This window comes from Rhodoplanes sp. Z2-YC6860 (genome assembly GCF_001579845.1).
In the GTDB taxonomy this organism is placed as follows: domain Bacteria; phylum Pseudomonadota; class Alphaproteobacteria; order Rhizobiales; family Xanthobacteraceae; genus Z2-YC6860.
This window is the reverse complement of sequence record NZ_CP007440.1, coordinates 3,009,260-3,025,655: the sequence shown is the minus strand read 5'-3', so window position 1 is coordinate 3,025,655 and position 16,396 is coordinate 3,009,260. Positions and strand designations below refer to the sequence as shown.

The 16,396-nt window shown below is 63.9% G+C and carries 15 protein-coding genes; 8 read left to right on the top strand and 7 right to left on the bottom strand.

Annotated features, from left to right (window positions below):
- The first annotated feature begins 25 nt into the window (after positions 1-25).
- From solA to RHPLAN_RS13970, 7 genes are all read left to right on the top strand, one after another.
- Positions 26-1,150 (top strand): N-methyl-L-tryptophan oxidase, encoded by a 1,125-nt coding sequence (gene solA / locus RHPLAN_RS14000; protein ID WP_068018827.1) that lies wholly within the window; start codon positions 26-28, stop codon positions 1,148-1,150.
- Positions 1,151-1,210: 60 nt separating this feature from the next.
- Entirely contained in the window at positions 1,211-2,842 is a 1,632-nt protein-coding gene (locus RHPLAN_RS13995; protein WP_068018824.1) for a fatty-acid--CoA ligase, read from the top strand.
- Positions 2,843-3,071: 229 nt separating this feature from the next.
- Positions 3,072-4,076 carry a linear amide C-N hydrolase gene (locus RHPLAN_RS13990; protein WP_442971829.1) on the top strand — a complete coding sequence of 335 codons (1,005 nt, stop codon included), beginning with the start codon at positions 3,072-3,074 and terminating at the stop codon, positions 4,074-4,076.
- 45 nt (positions 4,077-4,121) lie between these two features.
- A complete protein-coding gene (locus tag RHPLAN_RS13985; RefSeq protein ID WP_084244866.1) occupies positions 4,122-5,078 on the top strand; it encodes an alpha/beta fold hydrolase in 957 nt (318 codons plus the stop codon).
- A 181-nt stretch (positions 5,079-5,259) separates the two neighbouring features.
- Positions 5,260-6,558, top strand: a complete 1,299-nt coding sequence (locus RHPLAN_RS13980; protein WP_068018821.1) for a YjgN family protein — start codon at positions 5,260-5,262, stop codon at positions 6,556-6,558.
- Positions 6,558-7,679 carry a M48 family metallopeptidase gene (locus RHPLAN_RS13975; RefSeq protein WP_068018818.1) on the top strand — a complete coding sequence of 374 codons (1,122 nt, stop codon included), beginning with the start codon at positions 6,558-6,560 and terminating at the stop codon, positions 7,677-7,679. The genes RHPLAN_RS13980 and RHPLAN_RS13975 overlap by 1 nt, the downstream gene beginning before the upstream one ends.
- A 3-nt stretch (positions 7,680-7,682) precedes the next feature.
- Complete coding sequence (locus tag RHPLAN_RS13970; protein ID WP_068018814.1) at positions 7,683-8,519, top strand: DUF1499 domain-containing protein; 837 nt, start codon at positions 7,683-7,685, stop codon at positions 8,517-8,519.
- On the opposite strand, the gene RHPLAN_RS13965 is transcribed toward RHPLAN_RS13970, so the two are convergent.
- Entirely contained in the window at positions 8,501-9,415 is a 915-nt protein-coding gene (locus RHPLAN_RS13965; RefSeq protein ID WP_068018811.1) for an MBL fold metallo-hydrolase, read from the bottom strand. The genes RHPLAN_RS13970 and RHPLAN_RS13965 overlap by 19 nt on opposite strands.
- A gap of 189 nt (positions 9,416-9,604) precedes the next feature.
- Here RHPLAN_RS13965 and RHPLAN_RS13960 point away from each other — a divergent pair, with 189 nt between their 5' ends.
- On the top strand, positions 9,605-10,300 hold the full coding sequence (locus RHPLAN_RS13960) for a phytanoyl-CoA dioxygenase family protein (RefSeq protein ID WP_068018808.1): 696 nt from the start codon (positions 9,605-9,607) through the stop codon (positions 10,298-10,300).
- A 195-nt stretch (positions 10,301-10,495) separates the two neighbouring features.
- Here RHPLAN_RS13960 and RHPLAN_RS13955 read toward each other — a convergent pair whose 3' ends face one another.
- From RHPLAN_RS13955 to RHPLAN_RS13930, 6 genes are all read right to left on the bottom strand, one after another.
- Entirely contained in the window at positions 10,496-10,720 is a 225-nt protein-coding gene (locus RHPLAN_RS13955) for a hypothetical protein (protein ID WP_068018805.1), read from the bottom strand.
- Positions 10,721-10,994: 274 nt separating this feature from the next.
- The gene (locus RHPLAN_RS13950; protein ID WP_068018802.1) at positions 10,995-12,680 is read right to left on the bottom strand and encodes an amidohydrolase; all 1,686 of its coding nucleotides are present in this window, start codon (positions 12,678-12,680) and stop codon (positions 10,995-10,997) included.
- Positions 12,681-12,686: 6 nt separating this feature from the next.
- Positions 12,687-13,073 carry a hypothetical protein gene (locus tag RHPLAN_RS13945; protein WP_068018799.1) on the bottom strand — a complete coding sequence of 129 codons (387 nt, stop codon included), beginning with the start codon at positions 13,071-13,073 and terminating at the stop codon, positions 12,687-12,689.
- Positions 13,074-13,153: 80 nt separating this feature from the next.
- Positions 13,154-13,543: a hypothetical protein gene (locus tag RHPLAN_RS13940; protein WP_068018797.1), complete on the bottom strand. Its 390-nt coding sequence runs from the start codon at positions 13,541-13,543 to the stop codon at positions 13,154-13,156.
- Positions 13,540-14,055 carry a hypothetical protein gene (locus RHPLAN_RS13935; protein ID WP_068018793.1) on the bottom strand — a complete coding sequence of 172 codons (516 nt, stop codon included), beginning with the start codon at positions 14,053-14,055 and terminating at the stop codon, positions 13,540-13,542. The genes RHPLAN_RS13940 and RHPLAN_RS13935 overlap by 4 nt, the downstream gene beginning before the upstream one ends.
- 98 nt (positions 14,056-14,153) lie before the next feature.
- A complete protein-coding gene (locus tag RHPLAN_RS13930; protein WP_084246534.1) occupies positions 14,154-16,307 on the bottom strand; it encodes a carboxypeptidase-like regulatory domain-containing protein in 2,154 nt (717 codons plus the stop codon).
- Between the last annotated feature and the right edge of the window lie 89 nt (positions 16,308-16,396).

Here is a 16,396-nt window from a genome sequence, read left to right as displayed (position 1 = left end):
CATCAAGCTAACCAGGGACAGCAGCATGCCGCAATACGACGTCATCGTGGTGGGGCTTGGCGCAATCGGCAGCGCCACGCTGCGCGTTCTCGCCAGGCGCGGCGTGAAGGTGCTGGGAATCGAACGCTTTGCGCTGGGCCACGACCGAGGCTCGTCGCATGGCGAAACGCGGATGATCCGGCTCGGCTATTTCGAACATCCGTCCTACGTGCCGCTGCTCCGCCGGACTTACGCGCTGTGGCGCGAGCTCGAGGCTGAGGCAGGCCACAAGCTTCTGCACATCACCGGCATCGCCGAGATGGGCTTGCCCGACAGCGATGTGGTGGCCGGCACGCTCGCGGCCTCGCAGCTGCACGATCTGCCGCATGAGGTGTTGAGCGCGAAGCATGCGATGGCGCGCTTTCCGGCATTCCGGTTGCCCGACGATTTCGTCTGCGTGGTGCAGCCCGACGGTGGCTTCGTTGCGGTCGAAGCCGCGATGACGGCGATGGTCGATCAGGCGAAGGCTGCAGGTGCGGAGATTTGGTCCGAGACGATGGTGCAGGCGTTGACTCCGACCGGCCGCGGCGTGCGTGTTGCCACCAGCCGCGGTGACGTTGAAGCCGCGAGCGCGATTATCGCAGCCGGCCCCTGGATCAGCCGGCTCGCGCCGGACCTGCCGCTTCGCGTGACACGGCAGGTGATGACCTGGTTTGAGCCACGCGAGCCTGCACTGCTCGAACTGGGCCGCTTCCCGGTGTTCTTGATGCGGACCCCGCACGGCAATCACTACGGCTTTCCTTCCGTCGATGGCAGTCTCGTCAAGATCGCCAAACACCATCATCTCGACGAGACCGTTGATGCCGAAACCGTCGACCGCGCTGTCTCCCTGCAGGACGAAGCCGCCGTCCGCGCCGCGGTGGCCGCCCATATCCCGGCCGCGGACGGCCCAATCGCCCGTGCTAAAACCTGCCTCTACACGGTGACGCCCGACCACGATTTCATCATCGACCTCCTGCCGGGCGCACCGAGCGTGACGGTCGCCTCCGCGTGCTCCGGCCATGGTTTCAAATTCGCTCCCGTGATGGGCGAAATCCTCGCCGACCTCGCGATCTCACGCCGCACCGCACACGACATCGGACGCTTCCGGCTCAGCCGGTTCGGCTGCTAGGCTGCATCCATCCGGTCTTGGAACCGGTAACAACAAAAGACGTCGCGGAGAGAGATGCCCATGCTTGGCCTGATGCAGAATTGGCCGCTTCTTTGCCATCGCATCATCGACCATGCTGCGATCCAGCATGGCTGCCGCCCGGTCATAAGCCGCTCGGTCGAAGGGCCGATCCACACCACGAACTATGCCGAGGTCCGTCAGAGAGCTCTGAAGCTCGCGCAACGACTCGAGCGCGATGGCGTCCAGCCCGGCGATCGCGTCGCAACGCTGGCATGGAACACCTGGCGGCATCTCGAAGCCTGGTACGGCATCATCGGCATCGGCGCGATCTATCACACCGTCAATCCACGGCTGTTTCCCGAACAGATCTCCTGGATCGTCAATCACGCCGAAGACCGGGTGATGATGACCGACCTGACGTTTCTGCCGCTTCTCGAAAAGCTCGCCGACAAACTGCCGACCGTGCAGCGTTACATCGTGCTGACCGACGCCAAGCATATGCCGCAGACCACGCTCAAAAATGCGGTGCCCTACGAGGAGTATATCGCCGAGGCCGATGGCGACTTCCAATGGAAGAGCTTCGACGAAAACACCGCCTGCGGCATGTGCTACACGTCGGGCACCACCGGCAATCCCAAGGGCGTGCTCTATTCGCATCGCTCCAACGTGCTGCACGCCTTCATGGCGTCGCTGCCCGACGCCAAGGGCATCCGCGCCTGCGACGTCGTGATGCCCGTCGTGCCGCTGTTTCACGCCAACTGCTGGTCGCTCGCCTTCTCGACGCCGATGACCGGCGCCTCCATGGTGATGCCGGGGCCGAAGCTCGACGGCCCGTCGGTGCTGGAGCTTCTGGAAAAGTACAAGGTCACGTTCACGGCCGGCGTGCCCACCGTGTGGCTGATGCTGCTGCAGGAGCTCGAGAAGACCGGCGGCAAGCTGCCCTACCTCAAGCGCATCGTGATCGGCGGATCGGCTTCGCCGCGCGCCATGACGCAGACCTTCCAGGACAAGTACGGCGTCGAGGTCATCCACGCCTGGGGCATGACCGAGATGAGCCCGCTCGGCTCCCTGTGCACGCTGAAGCCCGAATATCAGGAACTCTCCGGCGACGCGAAGCTCGACATCCAGGCCAAGCAGGGCCACCCGCCGTTCGGCGTTGAAATGAAAATCACCGACGACGCCGGCAAGAAGCTGCCGTGGGACGGCAAGACCTTCGGCCGGCTCAAGGTGCGCGGCCCAGCGGTCGCGCGCCGCTACTTCAAGGATGACACGGACATTCTCGACGAGGAGGGTTTCTTCGACACCGGCGACGTCGCCACCATGGATGCATGCGGCTATATGCAGATCACGGACCGATCCAAGGACGTGATCAAGTCCGGCGGCGAATGGATCTCGTCGATCGATCTTGAGAACCTCGCGGTCGGCCATCCCAAGGTGGCCGAAGCCGCCGTGATCGGCATCCGCCATCCGAAATGGGACGAGAGGCCACTCCTGGTGATCGTTCTGAAGAAGGACCAGCAGGCCAGCAAGGACGACATTCTCGGGTTCATGAAAGACAAGATCGCCAAATGGTGGATGCCCGACGACGTCGCCTTCGTGCAGGAAATCCCGCACACCGCGACGGGCAAAATCCAGAAGACCGTGCTGCGCGAGCAGTTCAAAGACTATCGGCTGCCGACCGCGGCGGCATAGGCACCGCCGCCTCTCTCGATCGCCATCCCGCGTGACGATCGCCGGCGGCATCGACGCGGCTATGAATTTTTGACCTGTCGGCAGCGTCTAGCCATGACACGTTGCATCGTGTCTGATGCCGGATGCGCATCCCGCACTCGACGTATTCAAGGAGAGCGCTGTCATGAGCCGACGAATGATATCAGCGATCCGCTCTTGCTCTGCACTCAGCCTCGCGCTTGTCTTTCTCATGAATTCATGGGCGTGGGCCTGCACACGGGTGGTCTATCTCGGGCCGAACGACAACATCATCACGGCCCGCTCGATGGACTGGAAAACGGATATTCCAACCAACCTCTGGATTTTTCCCCGCGGCATGGCGCGCACCGGAGAGACAGGCCCTAACTCCATCAAATGGACCTCGAAATACGGCAGCGTCATTGCAAGCGCATACGATGTTTCGACGACGGACGGCGTCAACGAAGCGGGGTTGGCGGCCAACCTGCTCTGGCTGGTGGAGTCCGATTACCCGAAGTTCGATCAATCCAAACCCGGGCTGACCATTGCCGCATGGGCGCAATACGTATTGGACAATTTCGCCACAGTGGAAGAAGCCGTGAGTGCGTTGTCGCGCGAACCCTTCACCATCGTCACCGACAACGTCCCGGGCGATACGCGGCTCGCAACCCTGCACCTGTCCCTATCGGATGCCACCGGCGACAGCGCCATCATCGAATACGTCAAGGGCAAGCAGGTCATCCATCACGATCGCAAATATCAGGTCATGACCAATTCGCCGACTTTCGACCAGCAGCTGGCGCTGAATTCATACTGGCAACAGATCGGCGGCACGGTCATGCTGCCGGGCACCAATCGTGCCTCCGACCGCTTCGCGCGGGCGTCCTTCTACATCAACGCCATTCCAAAGAACGAGGATCCGAATCGCGCCGTTGCCAGCGTGTTCAGCGTCATCCGCAACGTGTCGGTGCCCTATGGGCTGAACACGCCCGACCAGCCCAACATCTCCTCTACGCGCTGGCGGACCGTCGTCGATCATAAGCGGCGTCTCTACTTCTTCGAGTCCGCATTGACGCCGAACACATTCTGGGTCGACCTCAAGGCGATCGACTTTTCTGCGGCGAATGGAAAGGTGCGCATGCTGGACCTCGGCCCCAGCCAGGATCACACCTATTCCGGCAATGCGACAAAGGAATTCAAAGAGGCGAAGCCGTTCGTATTCCTAGGTGTGCATTGACCTCACGACGCATGTACCGTCACGCAATTGGCAAAAGGCCGAACCATGCTCAGTCCTCTCCGTCAGATCATCCTAGGTCTCGCTCTTGCTGCGACGGCGCCTATCCTGTCGTTCACCACGACAACGCCGGCCGCCGCGGAGATCAGGCCCTTCCCTGCCAGCTTTAAAGCGCAGCAGATGCCGGTGACCGGCGGCACGCAATACGTTCGCGTCGGCGGCCAAGGGCCGGCTGTGCTGCTGCTGCACGGCTTCGGAGATACAGGCGACATGTGGGCGCCGCTGGCCGAAACCCTGGTCAAGGACCACACGGTGATCGTTCCCGATCTGCGCGGCATGGGTCTGTCGTCGCACCCGGAAGCCGGATACGAGAAAGTTGCCCAGGCGCGAGACATCGCCGCCATTCTCGACCAGTTGAAGATTCAACAGGTCGTGCTGGTCACCCATGATATCGGCAATATGGTCGGCTACGCACTCGCCGCCCAGTTTCCCGACAGGGTCACCAAATGGGCCGTCATGGACGCGCCGCTTCCAGGGCTCGGCACCTGGTACACGAAGCAACTGACCAACCCCAAGGTCTGGCATTTCAACTTCCGAGGGCCTGACGTTGAACGTCTGGTCGCCGGCCGGGAGCGCATCCTGCTCGATCGCTTTTACAACGAGCTATCGGCCACCCCCGCTGCGATCGACGATCAGACCCGCGACCACTATGCGGAACTCTATGCACGGCCGGGCGCAATCCATGATGCCTTCAGCGGGCAATTCGCGGCGTTCACCCAGGATGCGGAGGACAACAAGGCGCTGTTTGCCAAGAAGGGCAAATTGCGCATGCCCGTGTTGGCGATTGGCGGCGATCATTCATATGGCGTGTCCATGAAGTCCGAACTCACGACCGTCGCGAGTAACGTCCAAGGCGCCGTCATCACCAATTCCGGCCACTGGATCATGGAAGAGCAAACCCAGCAGGCCATCGGGATCATCGTTCCCTTTGTCGCGGGCAAATGAGATTGTTTTCCCCTCCCCGCTGTCAACGGCAACCTGATCGCATAAGCAACAGGCAAGCCATTTGAATACCCAGGCCTGTCGGGGTCGCGATCGCGGGGCGCGGGATTGAATCCGGGCAGTTCCTGCGGCATCTAGTGGATGCGCGACGACAAGGCGCCGTGCTGCTGCCACAGGACCCTCCATGACCGCCGCCGAAGCGAGCGCCGTTCCGACGCCCAGCATTCCGGTGGCCGCGTCTCCACCTCTGCCCGCCGCCCGCTTCACCGGCGACGGCCGGGCCTATTGGCGCATTTTGCTGCGTGGCGCGGCGCTGCTTGCGGTCACGCTCGGCATATACCGCTTCTGGCTCGCCACAGACGTGCGGCGGTTCCTGTGGTCGAACACCGAGATCGCCGGCGAAAGCCTGGAATACACTGGTACGCCCTATGAACTTCTGATCGGCTTCCTGATCGCGCTTGCCCTTCTCGTGCCGCTCTATGTGGCACTCTCGCTTGCAGCACTGAGCGCGGGCCCCATCGGCGCCGCGGCCGGCGCCCTCTCCTTCCCGTTGCTGTTCTTCCTGGGTCAATTCGCGGTGTTCCGCGCCCGCCGCTACCGGCTCACCCGCACGATCTATCGTGGCGTGCGCTGCCATCAGGACGGCTCCGCGTTGCGCTACGCGATCTGCGCGACCTTCTGGTGGATCATGGTGGTGCTGACGGTGGGGCTTGCCTATCCGTTCATGCAGTCGCAGCTCGAGCGCTTCAAGATGCGCCACACCTATTTCGGCGACCTGCAGGGCCGCTTCGAAGGATCGGGCTTCCGGCTGCTGCTGCGGGGCTTCTTCATGTGGCTCCTGGTGGTCGGGCCGCTCGCTGGCACCATCGCTTTTGCCCTCGTCACCGTGGACTGGGAGACCGTCGGCGCCGTGGCCGTCAAAAGCAACAGCCTCGAGGAGTTCAACAGCCAACTCGACAGCGCCGCATCGGATTTCTATCTCGCGGTCGGTGTCGCCGTGTTTGCCGGAAGCTTCAGCATCATCATAGTGGCTGTGCTCTATCCGGTGTTTCAGGCCGTGCTGCTGCGCTGGTGGCTCGACGGGCTGCGGCTCGGCGGGCTTTCGATCCACTCAGGCTTGCGCACCGGCTCGATCTACGGCGCTTATTTGCGCTTCCTCGGCTTTGGCCTTCTGTTCGCCATCGCGGTCATTGTGCTCGGCAGCATCGTGGCCTTCCTGCTGACCGCCGTCCTCGTCGATCAAGGCAAGAAGGACCTCGCCGACCTCGCCAACGCAGCGGCCGGCATTGGCTTCTACGTCATCGCCATGCTGGGTTTTTCTGCGATCTATCAGGCAACCGTGAAGCTCGGCTTCTGGCGTAGCAGCATCGAGACGATGTCGTTTTCCGGTCTTGACGCACTCGACAGCGTTCATGCGTCCGGCGCCGCAAGTTCCGCGGTTGGCGAGGGCCTTGCCGACGCGCTCAACGTGGGCGGTATCTGATGGCGACCGATGATCTGGTGAAAGGACCTGGTCTCTATTTCGACGGCACCTCGAGTGCCCGCCACGACGTCACGGTTGAGGCCGCGCCGCAAGCTGTCCGCATCACCGACGCGAACGGCGCGATGCTCGCCGAATGGCCCTATGCCGATCTGCGGGCGCAGTCCGCACCCGACAAGGTCATGCGACTGCGCCGCGCCAGCGGGCCGGAGCTTGCCCGGCTCGAACTCCGCGATCCCGTGCTGATTGCCAGGATCGACGCCTATGCGGACAGCCTCGACCGCACCGGAGCCACCGAACGGCGGTTGCGCTCGAAGGTCATCGGCTGGACCATCATGGCGGCGGTGTCGCTGGTTCTGGTTGGGGTCTGGGGTCTGCCCGCGCTTTCGGACCGCATTGCGCTGCTGATTCCGTTGTCGGCCGAGCAGCGGCTCGGCGCCGCCATGGACAAGCAGGTTCGCTCCATGATCGATCCCGGCCGCACCGACCGGCCGTTCGAATGCGGCACGGCGGACGCTGAAAAGCCCGGCCGCGCCGCGCTCGACCGCCTGATCGGCCGGCTCGAAATCGCGGCCGGTCTGCCGATCCCCCTGAAGGCGGCAGCAGTCCGAAAGGCGGACGCCAACGCCATTGCATTGCCGGGCGGACACATCTACGTCTTCGAAGGGCTCATCCGGCAGGCGCGCACACCCGACGAGCTCGCAGGCGTTGTCGCGCACGAGATCGGACATGTCGCCCATCGCGACGGCACTCGCTCGCTGTTGCAGGCCGCCGGCTTATCGTTCCTGTTCGGTATGCTGCTGGGCGATTTCACCGGAGGCGGCTTGGTGGTGATTGCGGCGAGGACAGTGGTGCAATCGGCCTATTCGCGCGACGTCGAAACCGCGGCCGACCGTTACAGCGTCGGCCTGATGACGCGGACTCATGGCGACCCGCGGGCGCTCGCAACGATCCTTGACCGCGTGGCCGGCGGCGCGGCTCCGGGCTCGAAGATCCTGCTCGATCACCCGCAGACCAAGGATCGCGTCGTTGCGATCAATGCCTTGGCGGATTCGTCGCCGGGAACGATCGAACCCCTGCTGCCGGCCGCGGACTGGGCCGCGCTGAAACGGATTTGCGGATAGACCATGGCGCGCCGACGCATCGCCGATCAGCCGACCTCGCGACTGGCCATCTGGGCGCGTCGCTGCGCGTTCTTCGCGTTGACCGCGACCATCCTGTCCATCCTGATCGTGCGCTCCGGCATCCTTGAACCGATTCCTGCGCTCGCCACCTTCGGCGGCGCGCTGGTGGTCGCGGTGTTCGGCATCGTGCTCGCCTTCGGCGCCTTCATCGTGGTGTGGAAGGACGGCACCGACGGCGTCGGCCACGCCTTCGCGGCGATCGGTATCGGTGTCGCCCTGCTCGGCTACCCGGCCTATCTCGGCTACATGGCCTACAAGCTGCCGATGATCAACGATATCACCACCGACCCGATCGACCCGCCGCGTTTCGATGTGCTGGCGAGGCTGCGTCCGCGCGGCACAGTGGAATACGCCGGCCTCTATGCCGCCGAACTCCAACGCAAGGCTTACCCTGACATCGAGCCGCTCAGTGTCAGCGCGGCGCCGAAAGCGGCCTATGACGTCACCATGGCGGTGATCACGCGGCGCAAATGGCGCGTGGTGGTCGACCGCCCGCCGCAGCCCGGCCGCCGCGACGGCCAGATCGAGGCGGTGGCGCGCACGCCGATCATGGGTTTCCGTGACGACGTCTCGATCAGGATCAGGCCGGACGACGACGGCTCACGCATCGACGTGCGCTCGGCCTCGCGCTACGGCCGCCACGACTTCGGCGGCAATGCCTCGCGCATCCGTTCGCTGCTGGAAGACGTCGAGGCGCGCGCCGATACCGAGGAGAAGCGCGAGCAGCGCCAGCAACAGAAGCCGCAGAAGCCGTCACCGGTTCAGGCCGGCAAGCGATAACGCCCCTCGATCGACGGCGGGCCGTTGGTCGCGGCTTGGCCGCGCGCCACCAGATCCTCCAGATGCGCCAGCACGGACATGCCGGCGGCCTTCACAAGGCGCGGATCGAGATTGGCGTAGATCGCGCCGACCACGGATGGGATGTCAGTCTCGCCTTTGGCAAGCTGGTTGAGGATTGAAGCCTCGCGCGCCTTCCTGTGCAGGATGTAGGCGGCGACGAAGCGTGGAGCGCTGCGCACCGCGGGACCGTGACCCGGGAAGTAGATCGGCTCTTCGCGCTTGGCGAGCTTCTGCAGCGAGCTCATGTAGTCGCCCATCGAGCCGTCGGGCGGCGATACCACCGGCGTCGACCACGCCATCACATGGTCGCCGGACAGCACCACATTGGCCTCGCGAAACGCATAGGCCATGTGATTGGCGGTGTGGCCCGGCGTCGTGATCGCCTCGATGGTCCAGCCGTCGCCGCGCACCACCTCGCCGTCGGCGAGCGCACGGTCCGGCCTGAAGTCGGTGTCGTTCGAGGCATCAAGCCGCGGCCCGTCGCCGATATGGAGCGGCCGCGCGGCGCGATGCGGACCTTCGGCCAGCACGAGCGCTCCCGTCGCGTGCTTGATCGCGGGCACGCCCGGCGAATGGTCGCGATGAGTGTGGGTGACGAAGATATGCGTCACGGTCTCGCCGCGGACTGCGTCCAGCAGCGCCGCGCCATGCTCAGGATTGTCCGGCCCCGGATCGACGATCGCGACCTTCCCGCGGCCGATGATGTAGCTCATCGTGCCCTTGAACGTGAACGCGCTCGGGTTGTTGCAAAGGATGCGCCGCACGCCGGGCATCGGCTCGTCCACTTTGCCGGGGACGAGCGTGAATTCCTTATCGAAGGGGATGTCTTCAGCCATGAGGCCTCTTTAACCCCAAAGGCCAACCGATACGACCGTTATTTCGGGCAAAGCAGCCAACCTGCCCTGTCCTCGGTTCGGCCGAAGTTCGGCACACAAGTGCCGTACCTGGTTCGTAAAATTGTCCGACATGCGACCGTAGTTCGTTATGAGAACGTCGGATAGAGAACACGAACGTCACAAAACGTCATGATCGACACCACGCCTCATGAAGCCGCGACTGTAACGTTCGCCCGCGACGGCGCACAACGGTTCCAGGCGGCCGTCCCGTTGGCCACGCTCCAAGACATTCTTCAGGCCGTGGCCGACCAACCTTCGGCCCAAGCCGGCGTGAGAATTTATGGGGTTGCGGCGCTGCGACCGCTTCTCGCCTGCACCGGACCGATCGGCACGATTGCGGCATCAGTGCTCGGACCGGCGTGCCGGCCGGTGCGGGCAATCCTGTTCGACAAGACGCCGGATCAGAACTGGTCGCTCGGCTGGCACCAGGACCGCACCATCGTGGTCAGAGAGCGCATCGACGTCGAAGGCTTCGAGCCATGGACCGTCAAGAGCGGCCTCCTCCATGTGGCACCGCCTTTCGCAGTGCTGACCGGCATGGTCACGTTGCGGGTTCACCTTGACCCGGTGCCGGTACGGAATGCTCCGCTCCTCGTCGCACCGGGCTCGCACCGGCTGGGCCGCATTCCGGTCAACGAAGTCGGCGACGTGGTCCGGCGCTGCCGCAGCACAGCCTGCGTCGCCGACGCCGGCGATATCTGGCTCTATGCGACGCCGATCCTGCACGCCTCCGAGGCGGCCGCCGAGCCTGACCGTCGCCGCGTTCTGCAAGTGGACTTTTCGGCGGATGAACTTCCGGGCGGCCTGCGCTGGCTTGGCGTTTGAGAACCCAAAAAAAAGAAAGCCCCGCCGGAGCGGGGCAGTTTTGCCTGGGTAGACATGCGTTTGTTGGGCCCGATGCGCGGACGAGCCGCGCATCCTCCACGAAGTGTGGACCACACTGAGACCCCAGCGCCGAGGGGATCGCTCGGAGCACGCTTATGCTTGGCGTGTGATGCCTTGGCCGGCGATTGGCCGCGACTACTTGGCGTCGAACGGATCGAACGCGTCGCGCCAGAACCGCTGCACCTGGTCCTGCCTCAGATCCATGTACGGGTTGCCCGGCCAGTCGGTCGTCGACGCCTTGCCGGCGTCAACGGCGTGCATCGCATGATGGTGATGATGATGGATGTGCTTGGCGGCGTTCGCCGTGCCGGCCACCGAAGTGGCGAGCACCAGAGCGGCGAGTGCTGTGAAGGTTTTCATTTCCCCAGTTCCCATTCGTTCAGCAGTCGCCCCTTCGGGACTTGTGCACGAATGTCTAGCCCCTGGAAACTATGTCGCATCCAATTACCAAAATTTAATGTAAGGCTTTTCCCGACGATATTCATAACCATCTGATCAGGCATGCGTATTTTCGATTTTGTTCGCAGTTTTGTGACTTGACGATGACAGTTTTTGTCCTCGGAAACGCCCTTCCAGCCTGCGGCATATCAACGCAGAAGTCCCATTTTTGAGGACATCCCAAGAAGCGGCAGCGTCAGCGAAACGGTACGCTGTCTTCGTCGGATTCAAAAGGACCAGCAGCGTAGACCACGCGACCGCCGACCATGGTGAGCAGCGAGACGATGCCGCCGATCTCATCCACCGGCACCGTCAGATAGTCCCTATCGAGCACCGCCAGATCGGCGAGCTTGCCAGCCGCGAGAGCAGCACGCTTGTCTTCGTCGAACACGAACCAGGCGCTGCCTTCGGTGTAGATGCGCAGCGCCTCGATACGAGACGGGATCTCCTCAGGTCCGCGCATCACCGTGCCGCCGACCGTCTTGCTGTCGAGCATCCATTGCAGCGAGACAAACGGATTGGGCCCCATCACGCGATGCGCGTCGGTACCGCCGCCAATCGGCACGCCCATCTTTGCTGCCGTGACGATCGGCGGCACGAAGCGCAACGGCTCGCTGCCGCGCTGGCCGAGAAACGCTTCGCCGCGGAAGTAAAACGCGTTCTGCATCAGCCAGCCGACGCCCATAGCCTTCATGCGCGCGAGGCTTTCCACGCTGGCATCGTTCAGATGCGCAATCGACCAGCGCAGTTTCCTGATCGGCGTTTCGGCGTTGATGCGCTCCAGCACGTCGAGGAGATGATGCACCGCCTTGTCGTTGTGCCAGTGGAAGATCGCCGTCATGCCGCGGCTGACTGCCCAGCGCAGCACGTCGGCGAGCTGCTCCTTCTGAGCGTCAGTCGGCTTGTCATTGTTGTAAAAGCCCCAGGTGACGTTCTCGCCGATGCCGTTGAAACGCAGCCAGTCGTCGCCGAAGCCCATCGGCAGCACCTGCGTGAGATCCTGGAAGTCTTCAAGCTCGTGATCGCGGCGCGGCGCGCTCAAGCTGTAGCGGACGCGAAGCGTGAGTGCGCGCTCGCGCCAGATCTGAAACAACGGCTGATAGTCGGCAATCGGGAGGTTGTATCCTCCAGGATCGATCACGCCGGTCAGTCCCATGGCGTTGAGCGCCCGGAAGAAGGCCTTGGTGCCCGCGACCTTCTGGGCGAAATCGGGCCGCGGCAGGAGATCGAACAATTCGCTGATGGCGCGGTTGTCGCCGGTGAGCCAGCCCGTCGGCGCGCCATCCTTGTCGCGCTCGATGGTGATGCGCGACGCAAGATCGGACGGAATGCCGAGTGCCGCGAAGCCTTTCGGATCGAGCAGCACGCGGCTGTAGAGTTCCTGCACATAGACATGGTGGTCGGGCGCCGCGGCGGCAATCTCGGTCTCCGTCGGGCGGCGGTCCTCCTTGAACTGCCGCGCGGTCCAGCCGCCAGCCACAATCAGCCACGAGCCTTTCGGCGCGGTCTTGGCAGCAGCGCGCAGCCGGTCGAGTGCCTCGGCCAGCGTGCGGATGCCGATCCAGTGCACCTCGGTCTGCCAGGTCAGCCCCGCGCGGATCGCGTGAATGTGGGAATCGATCAGGCCCGGGATGACGGTGCGGCCACCGAGATCGATGACGCGGGTGGAGGGGCCGGCTGTAGCGCGGATCTCGGTGGTGGTGCCAATCGCTGCGATCTTGCCGTCGCGCACCGCAAGCGCCTGCGCGGGCGCCGCATCGTAGACCACGATCTTGCCATTGATGAGGATCGTGTCGGACGATTGGGCGCCAGCCGCCGATATGCGGAACAGCGTCAGGCAGCCGACGATTGCGAAAAGCGTCGCCCGGAACGCGAGCCGCATCGACGTTTAAAGCCGCCGCAGCGTGCAATCGGTCTCGATGAACATGTCCTTGGCGCCAGGCGGCGTCCTGCGGAACACCTTGTCCTGCCTGTAGCCATCCTTCTCGCAGGAGATGGCCACATCGTCCGGCAACGTGTCCTTGTTGACGTGACTGCGATAGAGCCCGAGCACGTTGGTCTTCAGCGCCACCTGCTGGCCGCTCTTGGGCGTGAGGAACACCTGCGCATCCGACACCGGCGCGCCGCGCTGGTCACGCACGAAGCCGAAATACGCAGGGCCTGCGCCCTCGGTGTCGTTGGCGGCATCGTAGTCGTCGCCGCCGGCGAAGGCCGGCGCGCCGAGCGCGAGCACACCAGCCGCCACGAGCGCCATCATCCGCATCAGCACAGTCATGCGAGCCTCCCGAACGGGCTAAACTTCTTTGGCGCCATTTTAGCGCAATCGCTCGGGCCGACCAATCCGGGTCTCGCGCCCTACCACCGCCAGAAAAAGCGCAGCGCGTAGACCAGGACCGGCATCGCCGCGAGCGGCACGATCCAGACCAGCGACAGCGGAATCCGGCTGACGACCCGTTCGGGCAGCAGGAGCGCAAGAATGCCGAGAATGCCCGACCCGATCGCCGCGTTCGCGATCCAGCCGTACCAGTACATCGTCGGGCCATGATCGCGCACCGGCGGCACAAAGAACCAATCGAATTGATTGGACGCCGGCTGATAGGTGAACAGCGGCCAGTTCTGCATCTCGCAGATCACATAGATCACCGGCGCAGTAATCGCGAACACCACCGCGAAGGTCCGGAACGCGGCCGATGATGCCAGCGACCCGGCTTGGCTTGTAGGGCGGATGTCGGTCGTGGTCGTCATGAGCCAAAGCCCCTCACGTTGTTGAGGAAGTGCCCGACCAGGAACAGGTACCAGACCATCGCGGCCATCAGAACGGTCAGCCAGCGGCGCGGGCTGTCGTACTCGGCGTTGCGGACGTTCTTCCAGAGGTACCAATAGATCGGCAGCAGGAACAGACCGATGACGGCAACGTGCTCCTTGAGGTCGAACACGCCGAGCGTCTTGTAATAGCCCTGCGCCTCGATCGGGATGCGAACGTACATCCGGTATTTGGTGTAGATCCAGGCGCCAAAGAGGAAGGTCACGATCCACAGCACGCAGACCGCAGAGGCATAGCCTGCGCCCTGCACGGCACGGAAGCGCGTGACGAAACCGCCGCCGGCCGGCTGGCGCACCGGCGCCAGCACCGACATCGCCTGATGCGTCATGGCGCCGAGCAGCGCCACGGCCAAGAGGCCATGCGTCATCATCAGGATCGTCCAGAAGGTGCCGACGTCGATCCAATCGAGGATGAAATCAGGCATCAGGCCCATTCGCGACCTCCACTCTCAGAGCCGCCGCCGATACCGTATCGGCGGCGCGCTCACCCTCCCCTGAGGGGAGGGTCACAGTGCGTGTTGCGCCGGCGCGCTTAGTGCGCCAGCGGGTCGGGCCGCAACTGGAAGTGCGCCGCGAGCGGCTTGGTGCCCTTGCCGCCTTCGATCATCCACGGTGTGCGATCGCCATTGGCGGCCCACAGCCCGCGGCCCTTCCAGCCGGCATTCGGATCGTCGATGCGGCCGTCGAAGCCCTTGGCATAGAAGCCAAGCGGATACGGCACGCGGATCGAGATCATCTTGCCGTCTTTCAGCGCGACAAGGCCGTCCTCAAGGTTGGCCGTGGACATCGGGATGTCCTCGCCAAGCCCGAAGGTGTTGTGCTGGTCGACCCACGAGTAGTAGCTCGACTCCGCTGAGTTCTCGCCGATGCCCTTAAAGCCCGGGCCGGGATACTGGTAGAATTTCCAGCCCTCCGGACAGTGGTTGCCCGTCGCGTTCGGGCCGTTGAGCGGCCCCTTGCACAGACGGCGGTCGAACACGCCCATGTGGCCGCTCGCGAGCGACACCCAGACACGGCCCTGCTTGTCGATATCGCCGCCGCGCGGCCCGAAGCCCGGCAGCGGGACGTTGTACATCTCTGACAATGCCTTGTGCGGATTCTTGCCCGGGTCGACACGAACGATCGCGCCCGGACTGCCTCGCAGCGTGCCCCAGATCGAGCCGTCGGTCGGGCTCGGCATCACGGCGTAGAATGTCGGGCCGATACGCATATCCTTGCCCGGCTCCTGCGGCTTGCCCGGCTCGGTGTATTCGTCGCGCACGCCGTTGCCGTTGGTGTCGAGCACCAGCGCGGTCCAGCCCTGCGACTTCTCGATGTCGCCGGTCTCGTCCAGCATCTTGGTGTTGATCCAGCCGACATTGCCGCCACCGCCGCCGGTCGACATCCACAACGTCTCGTTCGCGTCATAGCCGAACTGCAGATGGTGCGAGCCGAAGCAGGTCTGGTAGGCGGTGTATTTGCCAATCTTCGGGTCGTACATCGTCACCCGGCGGTTGGTGCTGTTCAGCGGGAACTCGACCGCCGAAGGATGCGTCGAGCCCTTCTTGCAGAACGCCGGATTGTCGGGAACGTGCCCGGTCGCGGCGAGCCAGACGCGGCCCTTCCGGTCGATCATCGAATTGTGGTTGTTGGCCTTACTGTCCCAGATGTCTTCGGTGCCCCAATAGGCCGACGGCCCGAGTATATGCACCGAGCCCGCATTGCCTGGGCCGAGCGCGAGCGGCATGTCGGCCGTGGTCGGCAGCACGAAGTTCGAGGCGACGTTCTTCACAACGTCGAGGATCGGCATGTCGTTGCAGGCATGCTCGCAAGACCCATACACCGGACCATAGCCATTGACCGTCGGGTAGCGCCGGTCGGTGGTGATCAGATCGTGCAGGTATTGCTTCGGATTGTGCCAGTCGCGCAGCGTGACCACGATGTTGCGCTCGACGCCCTGCGGGCGTTGCGGCTTGGCGAACGGCAATTCGCCCTTCTCGACGCGCTCGGTCCAGTCGGCGAGATATTTGTACGGCACACCACCGAGCTGACCGGCCGCGATGGTGATCATGTTCTCGCCCGCCTGGCCCGACTGCGTGCGATGGACCCAGGCTTCCTCATGGGTCTTGCCGGCCTTCATGTGGAATTCCGGAATGGTCCGGGTCGCGAGCTGGCCGAGCTGATGGCAGCCGACGCAGCCGTTGTTCTTCATGCCGTTGAGGTAGTCGGTGATCTTCATGCCGGGAGGTGCGTCCTTGCTGCCAAAGAACTCCGCCTCGGGGATTTTCATCATCGAGTACCAGTAGATCGCCGGATAGTATTTCGCAGCCTCCGCGTCGTTCTTCGCCGCGACCGCCGTGAGATTGAGCTGCTTGCCCGGCTCGCTCTTGACCTTCGGCGAGTCGACAAGGCCATAGCCGCGAACCCAGATGTCGTAGTTCGCTTTCGGCAGATCGGGGATGACATAGCGGCCCTGATCGTCGGTCACGACGCTCCGGATGAAGCGCACCGGCAGATCGCGCGTCTCCGCGATCACCCAGACGCCGGCCTCTGGCCCGTTTGGCCCGGTGACCACACCGCCGATGTCGTCGTTGTCGATCGCGACTGCCGCCGCCTGCTGTGCGTTTGTCGCCGTGGGTGCGCCGAGTGTAACACCCGCAATGCCGAGCGCTGCCGCGCTCGCGAAAAGAACAGACCGCAATGTCATCATTTCCTCCTGCCGTCGCCAATCCCAGTCGGAATATGCGTCGGGGCCGTTCATTCGGCCCCGACGTCGTTCGTCGGTTACAACCTCGT

What these genes read in the sequence shown, in the direction of transcription:
- solA (WP_068018827.1), top strand. Translation starts at nt 26, where the DNA reads ATGCCGCAATACGACGTCATCGTGGTGGGGCTTGGCGCAATCGGCAGC.
- RHPLAN_RS13995 (WP_068018824.1), top strand. Translation starts at nt 1,211, where the DNA reads ATGCTTGGCCTGATGCAGAATTGGCCGCTTCTTTGCCATCGCATCATC.
- RHPLAN_RS13990 (WP_442971829.1), top strand. Translation starts at nt 3,072, where the DNA reads ATGAATTCATGGGCGTGGGCCTGCACACGGGTGGTCTATCTCGGGCCG.
- RHPLAN_RS13985 (WP_084244866.1), top strand. Translation starts at nt 4,122, where the DNA reads ATGCTCAGTCCTCTCCGTCAGATCATCCTAGGTCTCGCTCTTGCTGCG.
- RHPLAN_RS13980 (WP_068018821.1), top strand. Translation starts at nt 5,260, where the DNA reads ATGACCGCCGCCGAAGCGAGCGCCGTTCCGACGCCCAGCATTCCGGTG.
- RHPLAN_RS13975 (WP_068018818.1), top strand. Translation starts at nt 6,558, where the DNA reads ATGGCGACCGATGATCTGGTGAAAGGACCTGGTCTCTATTTCGACGGC.
- RHPLAN_RS13970 (WP_068018814.1), top strand. Translation starts at nt 7,683, where the DNA reads ATGGCGCGCCGACGCATCGCCGATCAGCCGACCTCGCGACTGGCCATC.
- RHPLAN_RS13965 (WP_068018811.1), bottom strand. Translation starts at nt 9,415, where the DNA reads ATGGCTGAAGACATCCCCTTCGATAAGGAATTCACGCTCGTCCCCGGC.
- RHPLAN_RS13960 (WP_068018808.1), top strand. Translation starts at nt 9,605, where the DNA reads ATGATCGACACCACGCCTCATGAAGCCGCGACTGTAACGTTCGCCCGC.
- RHPLAN_RS13955 (WP_068018805.1), bottom strand. Translation starts at nt 10,720, where the DNA reads ATGAAAACCTTCACAGCACTCGCCGCTCTGGTGCTCGCCACTTCGGTG.
- RHPLAN_RS13950 (WP_068018802.1), bottom strand. Translation starts at nt 12,680, where the DNA reads ATGCGGCTCGCGTTCCGGGCGACGCTTTTCGCAATCGTCGGCTGCCTG.
- RHPLAN_RS13945 (WP_068018799.1), bottom strand. Translation starts at nt 13,073, where the DNA reads ATGACTGTGCTGATGCGGATGATGGCGCTCGTGGCGGCTGGTGTGCTC.
- RHPLAN_RS13940 (WP_068018797.1), bottom strand. Translation starts at nt 13,543, where the DNA reads ATGACGACCACGACCGACATCCGCCCTACAAGCCAAGCCGGGTCGCTG.
- RHPLAN_RS13935 (WP_068018793.1), bottom strand. Translation starts at nt 14,055, where the DNA reads ATGGGCCTGATGCCTGATTTCATCCTCGATTGGATCGACGTCGGCACC.
- RHPLAN_RS13930 (WP_084246534.1), bottom strand. Translation starts at nt 16,307, where the DNA reads ATGACATTGCGGTCTGTTCTTTTCGCGAGCGCGGCAGCGCTCGGCATT.